Source organism: Streptomyces sp. NBC_00659, assembly GCF_036226925.1.
Lineage (GTDB): Bacteria > Actinomycetota > Actinomycetes > Streptomycetales > Streptomycetaceae > Streptomyces.
In genome coordinates, this window is sequence record NZ_CP109031.1 from 3,830,328 (window position 1) to 3,844,576 (window position 14,249).

Genomic DNA, 14,249 nt, shown 5'->3' on the forward strand with positions numbered 1-14,249 from the left:
TGGACACTGGACAGTGGCCGCACCGTTTCGCGGGCAGCCTCTATGATCGGCACACTTTCCTGCACGGACACGGCTTGTGCGGCCGCCCATCACCGGCCGACCGCCCCGAAAGACCCATACGAAGAACGAGTGCACTGCGGGAGCGAGCGGTGAGCGGAACGTCCGAAGGGCCGGCGCCCGCGGGAGACCTCGTCCGGCCGGCCGTCACAGAACGTCACGTCGACACGTCTTCTCGTACGTCCGCCGGAATCTCTCCCGGCCCACCCGCCCCCTCCGTACCCTCCGTACCGTCCGTGGCGCCGGGGCCGCCTTCCGGGACGCCGGCACTCCTGGCGGTTCCCGACGGAACGTCACTCCGTACCTTCCACGCGGCCTTCGCCACCGCGCCCCTCGCGATGGCCGTCGTCGACCGCGAGGGTCTCGTCGTCACCGCCAACGAGGCACTGGGCACGCTGCTCGGCGCCGAGGCGCGGACGTTCACCGGGCGGGCCGCCGCCGACCTGGTGGACCTGGCCTCCGACGCCCGCACCTGGCACGCGTACCGCGAGATGCTGGGCGGCAGCCGGGCCCGGCTGCGCTGCACCCGCCGGCTCAAGCATCCCGACGGCCAGGTGGTCTGGGCGCAGGTCACGATCGCGCCACTGCCCCCGCAGGAGCGGGCGGTGCTGATCTCGGTCACCGACATCGGCGCGCGGCGTGAACTCCAGGCGCGGCTGCGCCACTTGCAGATGCACGACCCGGTGACCCGGCTGCCCAACCGCACCCTGTTCTTCGAACGCCTCTCGGCGGCGCTGGAGGCGGAGGCGTACGAGGAGTGCGGCACCGGCCGGATCGGGCTCTGCTATCTGGACCTGGACGGGTTCAAGGCCGTCAACGACACACTCGGGCACCGGGTCGGGGACCGGCTGCTCGCGGCGGTCGCCGAGCGTCTGACGCGCTGCGCCGAGGAGGCCGGCCTCACGCGGACGGCCAGTCCCCTGGTGGCCCGGCTGGGAGGGGACGAGTTCGCGCTGCTCGTCGAGGACTCCACGGGCACCGACCAGCTCGCGGATCTCGCCGAGTCCGTGCTGAAGTCGCTCCAGGCACCGTTCGACCTGTCGGGGCAGCGGCTGTCCCTGTCGGCGTCGATCGGGGTCGTCGAGCGGCGCGCCACCGGCACCACGGCGACCGGTCTGATGCAGGCCGCGGACACCACGCTGTACTGGGCGAAGGCGGACGGCAAAGGCCGCTGGACGCTCTTCGACCCGGAGCGCAACGCCCACCGCATGACCCGCCAGGCATTGTCGTCCACCCTGCGCGCGGCCGTCGAACGGGGTGAATTCGCCCTGGAGTACCAGCCGTTGGTGGGGATGGAAGACGGCGGTGTGCACGGGGTGGAGGCGCTCGTCCGCTGGAACCACCCGCGATTCGGGATGCTCACGCCGAACCGGTTCATCGGACTGGCCGAGGAGAACGGCTCGATCGTCCAGCTCGGCCGCTGGGTGCTGGCCACCGCCTGCAGCCAGGCGCGCCGTTGGCAGCTCGACCGTCCGGACGCCCCGCCGATCTTCGTCAGCGTCAACGTCGCCGTGCGCCAGGTCTGGGACTCCGACCTGGTGGCGGACGTGGCGAAGATCCTGGCGGAGACCGGACTGGCCCCGCATCTGCTCCAGTTGGAACTGACGGAGTCGGCGGTGATGGGTTCGGCGGGCCGTCCGCTCCAGGCGTTGCAGGCACTCAGCGACATGGGGGTGCGCATCGCCATCGACGATTTCGGCACCGGCTACTCGAACCTCGCCTACCTGAGCAGGCTCCCGGTGTCGGTGCTGAAGCTGGACGGCTCGTTCGTCCGCGGCTTCCAGTACGAGAACGCCGACGGTTCGTCCGCCCACCCCAACCCGGCCGACGAGGTCATCGTCGAGGCGCTCATCCAGCTCGCCCATCGGCTCGGCCTGACGGTCACCGCCGAATGCGTGGAGACCGCCTCGCAGGCGTCACGGCTGCGCGGGATCGGCTGCGACACCGGCCAGGGCTGGCTGTACTCCCGGCCGGTGGCGCCGGAACGCATCTCCGCGCTCCTGATGTCGGCGACCTGCCCTCAGGCCTGAGCGGTCCGCGCCCCCGGCAACCCGTAGGCGTCCGCGATCAGTTCGTACGAGCGCAGCCGTACGTCGCCACCGTGCGCGTTGCCCGTGATCATCAACTCGTCGGCGCCGGTGCGCTTCTGGAGGTCATCGAGGCTGGCGCGCACCTCGTCGGCGGTGCCGTGGATGACGTTGGCGTTCCAGGATCCGACGAACTCCCGCTCCATCGGGCTGAATTCGTAGGCCTCCGCCTCCTCCGGGGTGGGCACGAGTCCGGGACGCCCGGTGCGCAGGCGGACCATGCTCAGCGCGGCCGCCAGCACCTGGCGGCGGGCCTCCTTCTCCTCGTCCGCGGCGAGCGCGGAGACGCCGATGAGGGCGTACGGGGCGTCGAGGACCGCGCTCGGCCGGAAGGACTCGCGGTAGAGGTCGAGCGCCGGGATGGTGTTCTGCGCCGAGAAATGGTGCGCGAAGGCGAACGGCAGGCCGAGGGCCCCGGCGAGGCGGGCGCTGAAGCCGGAGGAGCCGAGCAGCCAGACCGGGGGCCGGTGCGGGGACTGGACGCCGCCCGGTGAGGTCGCCTGGACGGGCCCGGGAACGGCGTGGATCCGGGCGTAGGGGTGGCCGTCGGGGAAGTCGTCGTCCAGGAAGCGGGTGAGCTCCGCGAGCTGTTCGGGGAAGTCGTCGGCGCCCTCGTCGAGGCGCTGGGTGCGGCGCAGCGCGGCGGCCGTCGCGCCGTCCGTGCCCGGGGCCCTGCCGAGACCCAGGTCGATGCGGCGCGGGGCCATCGCCTCGAGGGTGCCGAACTGCTCCGCGATGACCAGCGGGGCGTGGTTGGGGAGCATCACTCCGCCGGAGCCCAGGCGGATGCGGTCCGTGTGGGCGGCCAGGTGGGCGAGGATCACCGCGGGCGAGGAGCTGGCCACGCCGGGCATCGAGTGGTGTTCGGCCACCCAGTAGCGGTGGAATCCGCGGGACTCCGCGAGGCGGGCGATCTCGACGCTGGTGCGCAACGCGTCGGTCGCGGTGCGGCCCGCGCCCACGGTGACCAGGTCCAGTACGGACAGGGGCACGGGGGCGGTGCCCTGTGCCGTACCTCGGATCTCGTCCGTCTCGGCCGTCTCGTCCACCGGGGTGCCTCCTGTTGCGTACGCGATGGTGTCCTCGGCGTAGCAACAGGAGGCTGTCTCCGCTTATTCCCCCGAGGTGGACCGGGGAGCGCCCCGGGGCAGGGCTGGGAAGCTTGGTCTCGCCCCCCGCCCTTGCCCCGGCGGGATCCTTGGCCTCGGAGGGTCTGGATCCTTCGGGGCCGGATCCTCACACCTGGACGATGGGTTCCCTGGTGAAGAGGGTGCCGAGGGCCGGGGCGTTCACGCGGCGGCCCGTCAGGCGCAGGGCCTCCCAGACCGTGACCTGGTTGGCGGTGAGGACCGGTTTGGCGAGCTCCTTCTCCAGGGCCGTGAGATGGGAGGCCGTGTGCAGGGCCGTGTCGGGGAGGAGGATCGCGTCGGCGTCCGGGTGGTCCGCCTCCCGGGCCAGCGCGAGGACCTCGCCGTAGTCCCAGCCGGCGGCCTCGGCGGCGGTGACGGCACCGGAGCCGCGCACCGCGGCCACCTCCGTACCGGTCTCCTTCAGGAACCCCGCGAAGAGCGCGGCCACGTCGTCGGGGTAGGTCGCCCCGATCGCGACCCGCCTCGCCCCGAGCTCCCGCGCCGCGTGGGTGAAGGCGAAGGACGTCGAGGAGGCGGGCAGCCCGGCCGCCCTGGCGAGGCCGCGGACCTGCTCGTGGGCGCCCTGTACCCCGTACACGAAACTGCCGCTCGTGCACGCCCAGACCACGGCCTCCGCGCCGGACAGGCGCAGCTCCTCGACGCCCGCCTCGAGGCGGTGCGCCGAGCCCATTTCGAGGAGCCCGTCCACACTGTGGGCGTCCTCCCCCATGTCCGTGTGGACGACGGTCAGGCGGATGTCGCTGCCGATGAGCTGCTCGATGCGCGGGTAGTCGTCCTCGGCCGAGTGGCCCGGGTAGAGAAATCCGAGTGCGGTCATGCCCAACCTTCCTGTTCTTCGGGAAGTACGGGTCCCCGGCGGGCGGCCTGATCAATCAGCCGCTGACAGGGGCCCACCGCCCGGGTACCCAGTTGGCGCAACGCCGCCCACATCGTCACCTGGTTGGCCGAGATCACCGGTATCCGCAGTTCCGCCTCCGCGAGCGAGGGCAGCGCGCCCGCCCGCGTCATCGCCTCGCACGTCGCCCGCTCCCCGGCGAGCCCGCCGACGAAGCTGCCGGACGTGCACGCGTACGCGACGACCTCGGGCGCGAGCGTGCGGGGCGCGGACCGCGTCGGCGAGCGTCTCGTGCTCGGAGACCAGGCGGGCCAGGGCCAGGCCGACCTCGACGGGCACGAACGGGGTGCGGGTCGGATGCAGGGAGACGTCGACGGGCACCCATCGCCACAGCTCACGGTCGAGGACGGAGTCGAACGGCGCGACGACGCCGACCCCGCGCTGCGGATGCGGACCGCCGAGAAAGGAAACGTCCATGGCAGGCACCGGCCTCGAAGAGGGGAACGGGCGGCAACGGACCGTATGCGAGCCCGTGTTGACGAAGGTAGGTTCGGGTGCGAGCGTGGTCAATCCGCCCATCTCGGACGGCTCGGATCCCATTCGCCCGCACGTCTCCCCGGTCATTTCGCCCCAGGATCTCCCAGAGAAGCGGACTCCCCTTGCGAAACGGTTTCCTCCGATGAACGCCCGTGTGTCCCCCGGCGCGTCCGGCCCGTCGGACCGGGCCACGCTGCTCGTCCTGGACGCCGACCCGCTCCCCCGGCTGGGCCGGCTCACCGGCCGGGTACGGATCGAGCACGCCGACGAGTCCACGCTCGCGGAGCGGCTGCCGCACGCGGACGTGCTGCTCGTGTGGGACTTCACCTCGGGGGCCGTACGCCGTGCCTGGCCGGGCGAGGGGCCCCGGCCGCGCTGGGTGCACACCGCGAGCGCGGGCGTGGACCATCTGATGTGTCCCGAGCTCGCCGCCTCCGACACGGTGGTGACCAACGCGCGCGGCGTCTTCGACCGGCCGATCGCCGAGTACGTGGCCGCTCTCGTCCTCGCCATGGCGAAGGATCTTCCGCGGACCTGGGACCTCCAGCGGCGGCACGAGTGGCGGCACCGCGAGTCGCAGCGGGTGGCCGGGACCCGCGCCTGTGTGGTGGGGTCGGGGCCGATCGGGCGGGCGATCGTGCGCACCCTCAAGGCGCTCGATGTCACCACGGCGCTGGTGGGACGCGTCCCGCGCACCGGGATCCACGGTCCCGGGGAGCTGGACCGGCTGATGGCGCGCGCCGACTGGGTGGTGTCGGCGGCGCCGCTCACCGCGGAGACACGCGGCATGTTCGACGCCCGGCGCTTCGGGATGATGCAGCCCTCGGCCCGCTTCGTCAATGTCGGGCGCGGGCAGCTCGTCGTCGAGGAGGCGCTCGCCGAGGCGCTGTCGAAACGGTGGATCGCGGGCGCGGCCCTCGATGTCTTCCAGCACGAACCGCTCGGCCGCGACAGCCCGTTGTGGAACGTCCCGGGTCTGATCGTGTCGCCGCACATGAGCGGGGACACGGCCGGCTGGCGGGACGAGCTGGGTGAGCAGTTCGTGGAGCTGTACGAGCGCTGGGCGGCGGGCAGGCCGCTGTCGAACGTGGTCGACAAGAAGCGCGGGTACGTGCCCGGACACTGAACCGCCTCGGGAGGCAACGGTCGTTACAAGCCTCGGCCATCGCGTCGAGGCCGTCGACCAGTTGGCCCCGGACGATGCCCGGGGCCCGACCCACGTCTCCGCTTGAGGAGCAGCAGTGCGGGAGCACTCGCGAAGACTCCGCCAGGAGTACGAGAGCGACACTCCAAAACCGTGCCCGCATTCGGCCCAGGGCAGTTCTGCGAAGGTCTTCATCCGCAGGGTCAAGAGCCCCTCGGCCGCACGGGGCCGGAACCGGTCCGCATACAACGCATGGTCTCGGGTAGCCGCGCGGCCATGGCTCCACCACTTGAGAACGCACGTGCGAACACAACGGGAAACGAGAGACATCCGTCCGGGACGACCCGCCGGTCGCTGCTCGCGGGGGTCGCGGCGCTCGGCGCGCTCGGCGCCGCCGGCTGCAGTCGCGTGGCTACGACGTCGTCGAGGGACGGAGGAGATCTCCTCGACCGGCTGAAGGCACAGGGCGTCGTCCGCCTCGGCATCGCGGGCGAGATCCCCTTCGGCTACATCGACCGGGACGGCGAACTGACCGGCGAGGCGCCGGAACTCGCCAAGGCCGTCTTCGAACGGCTGGGCGTCGACCGGGTCCAGCCCGTGCCGACCGAGTTCGGATCCCTCATACCCGGGCTCAACTCCCAGCAGTTCGACGTCGTCTCCGCCGGGATGTACATCAACGCCGAACGCTGCGAACAGGTCATCTTCGCCGACCCGGACTACCGGATGCTCGACGCGTTCATCGTGCGCAAGGGCAACCCGAAGGGGCTGCACGACTACAAGGACGTCGTGGCGAAGAAGGCCAGGTTCGCGACGGGGACCGGCTACGCGGAGATCCAGTACGCGGTCGAGGCCGGGTACAAGGAGAGCGAGATCCTCATCGTGCCCGACCAGGTAGCCGGGCTGAACGCGGTCGAGGCCGGGCGCGCCGACGTGTTCGCGGGGACCGCGCTGACCGTCCGCGAGGTGGTGAGGAAGTCCTCCAGGGCGGAGAGCACGAAGCCCTTCGCGCCGCTGGTCAAGGGCAAACCGCACGTCGACGGCGGCGGCTTCGCGTTCCGTTCGCCGGAGACGAGGCTGAGGGACGCCTTCAACGTCGAGCTGCGGAAGATGAAGGAGAGCGGCGAACTCTTCCGCATCCTGCGGCCGTTCGGCTTCACCAAGGCCGAGATGACCGACATGACCGCGAAGGAGCTGTGCCGCGGATGACATCGGGACTCTGGAAACTCGTCCTCGAAGGGATCTGGGTCACCGTCCAACTGCTGTTCTTCAGCGCCTTGTCGGCCGGAGCCATGTCCTTCCTGGCGGGAATCGCGCGTACGTCGAACCGGTGGGCCGTCCGCTTCCTCACGGGCTTGTACACCGAGGTGTTCCGCGGCACCTCCGCGCTGATCATGATCTTCTGGGTGTACTTCGTACTGCCGCTCGCCTTCGGCTGGCAGCTCGTCCCGCTGTGGGCGGGCACCCTGGCGCTGGGGCTGACGTACGGGGCGTACGGCTCCGAGATCGTGCGCGGCGCGCTGAACGCGGTCGACCCAGCCCAGCGCGAGGGCGGTATCGCGCTCAGCTTCACCCCCGGGCAGCGGATGCGGCTGATCCTGCTGCCGCAGGCGGTACCGGAGATGATCCCTCCCTTCTCCAACCTGCTGGTCGAACTGCTCAAGGGCACGGCACTCGTCTCGGTGATGGGGATGGGTGACCTGACCTTCAGCGCCAACCTGGTGCGGCTCGCCCTCCAGCAGAGCGCGGAGGTCTACACGTACGTCCTGCTCATCTACTTCGTCATCGCCTTCCTGCTCACCCGGCTGATGCGCGGCCTGGAGAAGCGGCTGAAGGCCGGGGTCGGCAGGGCGCCGGACAGCAGCCCGGCCCGCGAGGCGAAGCGGGCCGCGACGACCGGTGCGGGTGCCGGTGCGGGTGCCGCCACGGGCGGAGGTGCCTCATGAGCGCCACTCCCCTCACCTCGGCGCCCCTCGGCGCCACTTGCCTCAACGCCACGCCCCTCATGAAGACGACGATCGGTGGTGCCTCGTGACCTGGGACTGGAACGCCGTCGGCGACTTCATGCCGCACTTCCGGGACGGTCTGCTGGTCACCCTTGAGGCGCTGGCCCTCGGCTCGGTGATCTCGTTCGTTCTCGGCCTGGTGTGGGCACTGCTGATGCGGGCGCCGACGCGCTGGGTGCGCTGGCCGGTCGGGGTGGCCACCGAGTTCGTACGCAACACCCCGCTGCTGGTGCAGCTGTTCTTCCTCTTCTACGTGCTGCCCGAGTGGAACATCACGTTCTCCGCGCCGACCACCGGGGTGATCGCGATCGGGCTGCACTACTCGACGTACACGATGCAGGTCTACCGGGCCGGCATCGAGGGCGTGCCCGCCGGCCAGTGGGAGGCGGCCACGGCGCTCGGCCTGCCCGCGCGGCGCACCTGGACGGCGGTGATCCTGCCGCAGGCGGTCCGCCGTGTGGTGCCGGCGCTCGGCAACTACGTCATCGCGATGCTGAAGGACACCCCGATGCTGATGACGATCACCGTGCTGGAGATGCTGGGCGAGGCGCGGCTGTACTCGCAGCAGCACTTCCAGTTCACGGAGCCGCTCACGGTCATCGGCGTGGCCTTCGTCCTCATTTCCTACCCGGCTTCCCTGCTGCTGCGAGCCCTGGAGCGACGCCTTGTCCGCTGACACGAACGCTGACACGAACACCGGTCCGAACGCCGGACCCGGCATCGAGGCCGGCCCCCTGAAGGACCTCGCCAACCCTCCGGTGGACGGCAGCGAGCTGATCCGCTTCGACAAGGTCACCAAGCGCTTCGGGGACAACACCGTCCTCGACGGGCTCGACTTCCGCGTCGACTCCGGCAAGCACGTCACGCTGATCGGCCCGTCAGGGTCCGGCAAGACGACGATCCTGCGGCTGCTGATGACCCTGGCCCGGCCGGACGAGGGCACGATCACGGTCGCCGGGGACCGGCTGTTCCCCGCGCAGGGGAAGCAGGTCCGCGAGGTCCGCAAGAAGATCGGGATGGTCTTCCAGCAGTTCAACCTGTTCCCGAACATGAGCGTGCTGCGCAACGTCACCGAGGCGCCCGTGACCGTGCTCGGCCTGTCCCGGGACGAGGCCGAGGAACGGGCCCGGGAACTGCTCGACCTGGTCGGTCTCGCGGACAAGTGCGACGAGCGGCCGGGCCGGCTGTCCGGCGGCCAGCAGCAGCGCGTGGCCATCGCCCGCGCGCTGGCGATGCGGCCGCAGATTCTGCTGCTGGACGAGGTGACGTCCGCGCTCGACCCCGAACTCGTCGCGGGCGTCCTCGACGTCCTGCGTGACATCGCTCACACCACGGACATCACGATGCTCTGCGTGACCCACGAGATGAATTTCGCCAGGGACATCTCGGACCAGGTACTCATGTTCGATTCTGGCCATGTCATCGAATCCGGCCCGCCGGAGCGGATCTTCGGCGACCCGGAGCACGAGCGGACCAGGGAGTTCCTCGGCGCGGTCCTCTGACGCCGGGGAGCGAACGGGGACGGAGGGGCGGCGCGCACGGCAAGGCGCGAGGTCCGGCCGGTGGGGCATGCCCGAAGGGTCATGCCTTTGGCATATGCCAGGGTGGCGCGCTCCTGCTGAGGGGCGTGGAGCGCGCCACCAATCTCGTCAACGGACCGCCACAGATGGCGTCTTGGCCGTTATCGTGTAGTGAGCCCAGGTGTCCGGACCGACGTCATTTTTGAGCCGGGCCATGAAGCGCAGGGGGAAACCGTGGCGCTGATGAACGAGCCGACCGCGCCGTACCACTCGGCCCAGGACGCGCTGCGCGTCCTGGAGACCGTGTCGCAGCACACGACCGGTGTCACCGCGAACGAACTCGCCCGCCAGGCCGGCCTCGGCGCCGACCGGCTGACCGCACTGCTGCGCATGCTGCGCCGGGAGGGCTACGTCGAGCAGGTCACGGACGGCGCGTACGTCACCGGCGCCGCCCTCGGCCGTCTCGGTTCCGCCCACGGCCGCGAGCAGGCGCTGCGCGACAAACTCCAGCAGACGATCGACCGGCTCCGCGACTCGGTCGGCGCCGCGATCTACATCAGCCGCTACATCGACGGCGAGGTGCACGTCACCCAGTACGCGGAGAGCCCGTCCACCCCCGCGGTCAACGAATGGGTCGACTTCCGCTCCTCCGCCCACGCCAGTGCGGTCGGCAAGAGCCTTCTCGGCCAGCTCGACCACAACGGCCGCCGCGACCATCTCGCCCGCCACAAGATGGCCCGGCTCACCTCGCGGACCATCACCAGCGAGCGGCTCCTGCTGTCCCGTCTCGACTCCCAGCCGGCCACCGTGCCCGTCCTCGACCTCCAGGAGTATGCGATCGGCACGGTCTGCGCGGCGGTCCCGATCACCGCCGGCTCCTCCGTCGGCTGCCTCGCCCTCTCCCTGCCGGTCGAGCACGCCCATCGGCTCCGCCGCGCCGCGGACACGCTGAACCGCGGGGCGACTCCGGTACTGCTCTCCCTCGCGATCTGACAGCCGCCACCGGGCCCGTACGAGGTCTGCGGCCGTGGTCCGCGCGAGCGGTGCGCGCGGCTGGTCGGAAGTACCCCTGCGGACCAGGTAGTATTTCTTTTGTCGCCGACCGCGAAGCGGACGGCGAGAGTCATGCGCCGCTAGCTCAGTTGGTTAGAGCAGCTGACTCTTAATCAGCGGGTCCGGGGTTCGAGTCCCTGGCGGCGCACATCGGTGAAGGCCCTCCACTTCGGTGGGGGGTCTTCACGTATGTCCGGACAACCTCAGGCGCCTCCGGTCACCCCGGTCCGCTCCGCCGTGACGAACGCGGTCAGCACCCGCGCCAGCAGCTCCGGGTCCCGTGCCCCGCACAGTTCACGCGCCGAGTGCATCGACAGCCCGGCCACCCCCACGTCGACGGTCGTCACGCCGAGGCGGGCCGCGGTGACCGGACCGATCGACGTCCCGCACGGCATCGCGTTGTGGGAGACGAACGGCTGCCACGGCACCCCGGCCCGTTCGCACGCGGCGGCGAAGGCGGCGACACCGACGCCGTCGCTGGCGTACCGCTGATTGACGTTGACCTTGATCACGGGACCGCCGTTGGGCAGCGGCCGGTGGTCCGGGTCGTGGCGTTCGGCGTAGTTGGGGTGGACCGCGTGGGTCATGTCGGAGGAGACGCACAGGGCGTCGGCGAGGGCACGGACGAAGTCCTCCGGCCCGCCGCCCCTGGCGGTCACGGCGCGGCCGAGCACCCGTTCCAGGAAGGGGCCCTGGGCACCGGACTCCGATCCGTTGCCGACCTCCTCGTGGTCGAAGGCGGCCAGCACCGGTATGAACGCGGGCGGCCGTTCCGAGCCGGCCGCGGCGACCAGGGCGGTGACACCCGCGTGCACCGAGATCTGGTTGTCGAGGCGCGGCGCGACGATGAACTCCTCGTCCGCCCCCAGGTATCCGGGCGGCTGGATGTCGTGCAGCATGAGGTCCCAGCCGAGGACCTCCGCGGCGTCGGCACCCGCCTCGTCCGCGATCCGGCCGAGCAGGGCGCCGGGCGCGGAGCCGCCGAGCCCCCACAGCGGGGTCATGTGCCGCTGCCGGTCCAGGGCGAGCCCCTCGTTCACGGCCCGGTCGAGGTGGATGGCGAGCTGTGGCACCCGCAGCAGCGGCTTGTCGACGCGGACCAGCCGGGTCGAACCGTCCCGCAGGGCCAGCCGCCCCGAGACACCCAGGTCCCGGTCGAGCCAGGTGTTGAGCGGCACTCCGCCGTAGATCTCCACGGCGACCTGCCGCCACCCCGCCGAGCCGGTGTCCGGCGAGGGCTTGACCCGCAGGTTCGGTGAGTCGGTGTGGGTGCCGACGATCCGGAACGGAGTGCCGGCCGGGGCGCCCGGCGGGACGTACCAGGCCACCAGCGCTCCCCCGCGCACCACATAACGGCCTCCCTCGGCTCCGGCCGTCCACTCGTCCCGCTCCCGCAACTCCGCGAAACCCGCCTTCTCCAGGCGCTGCGCCGCGCTCACCACCACGTGGTACGGCGAGGGGCTGGCTCTGACGAAGCTGAACAGGTCGTCATTGTGTCCGCGGTCGAGCGTGTCATGCGTGGGGGACATGATTGCCTTTCGGGAGCCGTCGAGGGGGTGGGGGTGGGGGCGTCGGAGCATGCCGCCGGACGCGCGGTTCGGCCGGGGCGACGGTCCTGCCGGGAGGCGGCCTGGGACCCAGGGGCATGACACCCTCCCGACCGGGACCGGGCCTCGGTGCACGCGACACCACCGACGTCACCGACGTCACCGACGTCACCGACACCATCGAGGTCACCGCCGGCACCGGCGCGGACGTGGGCCGGGGCGGCAGCGCCCCGCGGCTTCCGTGTCCGCGACCCGGATCAGGCAACGCAACGCCCTTCTTCCCTCGGTTCGGGGCTCTGGCGCACAGGCCCCTCGGCACACGTGCCCGGATATCCTCCCCGCGGAAAGCGGCCGGGATGCCTCATGTCCCGACCGTTCGCAAGACACCACCGGACGTCACCGGACACCACCGGACTCCCCGGCCCCGCGAACCATCGGGGCCGAACCCCACCGGACACCGCGCCCGCCCCGCCCCGCTGGAGTGGCGGTCTCCCGAACCGGCCCCGCGGTCAGCGCGTCAGCAGTTCCTCCCGCCCGTGCGCCCGGTACTGGGCCACCAGCCCGGCCACGTCCGGCGCCGTCAGTCTCCGGTACGTCTCCTCGCCCGGGGGCCGCCACCACACCGGGTCGGCGCAGTGGAAGCCCTCGCGCCTCAGGGCCACTCGGTGGATCTTGTTGGTGGCGGTGACGGGCATCCGCTCCACGAGACGCAGGAACCGGGGCGCCATCTTCGTGCCCAGATCCGGCTGGGCGCGCAGGAACGCGGCGAAGGGCGAGGGGCCGAAGCGCGCGCCGTCCTTGAGGGCCAGTGTCGCCATCACCTGGTCGCCCGCCACCGGATCCGGTACGGCGTACACCGCGACGGCGGCGGCATCCTCGTACCGGGCCAGGATGTTCTCGATCATCGCGGCGGCGAGGTTCTCGCTGTCGACGCGCAGCCGGTCGTCGGCCCGTCCGGCGAAGTAGAGGAAGCCGTCGGCGTCGCGGTAGAAGAGGTCACCGGTCCAGTACCAGCCCTCCCCCGCCTCACCGCTCCCTTTCCCCGCTCCCCCTGCCTCACCCTTCCCCCCTGCCCCGCCGTTCCGCGTCCCCGCCTCCCCCGGCCCTGGTGGCGCCCCCCGGCGCCGGGCCGCCTCGGCTCCGGGATTGCGCCAGTACCCCTCGAAGAGACTGGCGCCCCGGTTCACCAACTCCCCTATCGCGTCCGCGCCGTTGAGCAGACGTCCGTCCCCGGCGAAGACGGCCGGCGGGCACTCGCGCCGGGTGTCCGGGTCGAGCACCGCGAGGTCGTCGGCGGGCGCCGCCCGGCCGATCGCCCCGGCCGGGGTGCCGGGCGTGCGCTGGATGGCGGCGCCGCCCTCGGAGGAGCCGTACCCCTCGACGAGCCGCACCCCGAACCGCTTCTCGAAGGCGGCCGCGTCGACCGCTCCGGCCTCCGTCCCGAACCCCAGGCGCAGCGGGTTGTCGCGATCGTCGGGGCGGGCGGGCGTGGCCAGCAGATACTGCACGGCACGGCCGACATAGGTGAAGTACGTGGCCCCGCAAGCCCGTACGTCGGGCAGGAACCCGGAGGCCGAGAAGCGGCGCCGCAGCGCGATCCCCGCGCCGGCCGCGAGTGCGGGAGCCCAGTCGGCGATCACCGCGTTGCCGTGGAACATCGGCATGCAGATGTAGTGGGTGTCGTCGGCGCGCACCCCGAAGTGGTCGACGAGCGACCGCCCTGCCGCGGCGATCCTGCCCTGGGTGCAGATCGCGGCCTTGGGCGCGCCGGTCGAACCGGACGTGAACAGCAGCAGGAAACGGCTGTCCGGACGCGCCCCGCCGTCGTCCGGCCGCACGCCCTCGTACGTCCTCAGGAGCTCGGCGTAGGCGTCCGTATCGGTCACCAGGACGTGCAGGCCGGGCAGTTCGAGTCCGTCCAGAAGCGGGAGACGGGCCCGCTCGGTGACCAGGACGCGGCACTCGGTGTGCCGGATGTCCCGGGCCAGTTCGGGTCCGCGCCGGGTCGGGTTGATCCCCGCGACGGCGGCACCGGCGAGGGCGGCCGCGCCCAACCACTGGGGATACTCAGGGGTGTTGTCGAGCAGCACTCCCACATGCGGCTCCGCGCCCGGCGGCAGCAGCTCGGCGAGCAGCGCCGCGCGCGCCGCCGCGCCCTCCGCGACCTGGTGATGGCTGAGGACCCGGCCCTCGAACCACAGTCCCGGCCGGTGGTCGCCCCACCGCTCCCGCACGAGCTCCCCGACGGTACGCCTCCTGGACTCCATGGAGACGTAAGGTAATTGACGGTACGTCAGATGGGGAGTCTCGTGCGC

11 protein-coding genes, 1 tRNA gene and 1 pseudogene are annotated in these 14,249 nt (G+C 71.6%); 8 read left to right on the forward strand and 5 right to left on the reverse strand.

What is annotated here, in order from left to right; genetic code table 11:
• Window positions 1-149 precede the first annotated feature (149 nt).
• Window positions 150-2,087, forward strand: coding sequence for a putative bifunctional diguanylate cyclase/phosphodiesterase (locus tag OG410_RS16490; RefSeq protein ID WP_329299857.1), 1,938 nt, complete (start codon window positions 150-152; stop codon window positions 2,085-2,087).
• Here the strand turns inward: OG410_RS16490 and OG410_RS16495 are convergent.
• The 3 genes and pseudogenes from OG410_RS16495 to OG410_RS16505 form a co-directional block, all read right to left on the reverse strand.
• Window positions 2,078-3,193: an LLM class flavin-dependent oxidoreductase gene (locus OG410_RS16495; RefSeq protein ID WP_329299858.1), complete on the reverse strand. Its 1,116-nt coding sequence runs from the start codon at window positions 3,191-3,193 to the stop codon at window positions 2,078-2,080. The genes OG410_RS16490 and OG410_RS16495 overlap by 10 nt on opposite strands.
• Before the next feature lie 187 nt (window positions 3,194-3,380).
• Window positions 3,381-4,112, reverse strand: coding sequence for a maleate cis-trans isomerase family protein (locus OG410_RS16500; protein ID WP_329299859.1), 732 nt, complete (start codon window positions 4,110-4,112; stop codon window positions 3,381-3,383).
• Window positions 4,109-4,607, reverse strand: a pseudogene (locus OG410_RS16505) (hypothetical protein). The gene OG410_RS16500 and the pseudogene OG410_RS16505 overlap by 4 nt, the downstream one beginning before the upstream one ends.
• A gap of 202 nt (window positions 4,608-4,809) precedes the next feature.
• On the opposite strand from OG410_RS16505, the gene OG410_RS16510 reads away from it, so the two are divergent.
• The 7 genes from OG410_RS16510 (at window position 4,810) to OG410_RS16545 (ending at window position 10,535) form a co-directional block, all read left to right on the forward strand.
• A complete protein-coding gene (locus OG410_RS16510; RefSeq protein ID WP_329299860.1) occupies window positions 4,810-5,793 on the forward strand; it encodes a D-2-hydroxyacid dehydrogenase in 984 nt (327 codons plus the stop codon).
• Window positions 5,794-6,087: 294 nt separating this feature from the next.
• Entirely contained in the window at window positions 6,088-7,017 is a 930-nt protein-coding gene (gene ehuB / locus OG410_RS16520) for an ectoine/hydroxyectoine ABC transporter substrate-binding protein EhuB (protein WP_329299862.1), read from the forward strand.
• A complete protein-coding gene (ehuC, locus tag OG410_RS16525; RefSeq protein ID WP_329299863.1) occupies window positions 7,014-7,754 on the forward strand; it encodes an ectoine/hydroxyectoine ABC transporter permease subunit EhuC in 741 nt (246 codons plus the stop codon). Before ehuB ends, ehuC begins: the two co-directional genes overlap by 4 nt.
• Before the next feature lie 85 nt (window positions 7,755-7,839).
• Window positions 7,840-8,490: an ectoine/hydroxyectoine ABC transporter permease subunit EhuD gene (gene ehuD / locus OG410_RS16530; RefSeq protein ID WP_329299865.1), complete on the forward strand. Its 651-nt coding sequence runs from the start codon at window positions 7,840-7,842 to the stop codon at window positions 8,488-8,490.
• 43 nt (window positions 8,491-8,533) lie between these two features.
• On the forward strand, window positions 8,534-9,316 hold the full coding sequence (gene ehuA / locus OG410_RS16535) for an ectoine/hydroxyectoine ABC transporter ATP-binding protein EhuA (RefSeq protein ID WP_328674513.1): 783 nt from the start codon (window positions 8,534-8,536) through the stop codon (window positions 9,314-9,316).
• A 252-nt stretch (window positions 9,317-9,568) separates the two neighbouring features.
• Window positions 9,569-10,327 carry an IclR family transcriptional regulator gene (locus OG410_RS16540; RefSeq protein ID WP_326787561.1) on the forward strand — a complete coding sequence of 253 codons (759 nt, stop codon included), beginning with the start codon at window positions 9,569-9,571 and terminating at the stop codon, window positions 10,325-10,327.
• A gap of 134 nt (window positions 10,328-10,461) precedes the next feature.
• Window positions 10,462-10,535 (forward strand) — tRNA-Lys (locus tag OG410_RS16545).
• A 55-nt stretch (window positions 10,536-10,590) separates the two neighbouring features.
• On the opposite strand, the gene OG410_RS16550 is transcribed toward OG410_RS16545, so the two are convergent.
• Both OG410_RS16550 and OG410_RS16555 read right to left on the reverse strand, forming a co-directional pair.
• Entirely contained in the window at window positions 10,591-11,916 is a 1,326-nt protein-coding gene (locus OG410_RS16550; RefSeq protein WP_329299866.1) for a M18 family aminopeptidase, read from the reverse strand.
• A 527-nt stretch (window positions 11,917-12,443) separates the two neighbouring features.
• Window positions 12,444-14,201, reverse strand: coding sequence for an AMP-binding protein (locus tag OG410_RS16555; RefSeq protein WP_329299867.1), 1,758 nt, complete (start codon window positions 14,199-14,201; stop codon window positions 12,444-12,446).
• Window positions 14,202-14,249 lie beyond the last annotated feature (48 nt).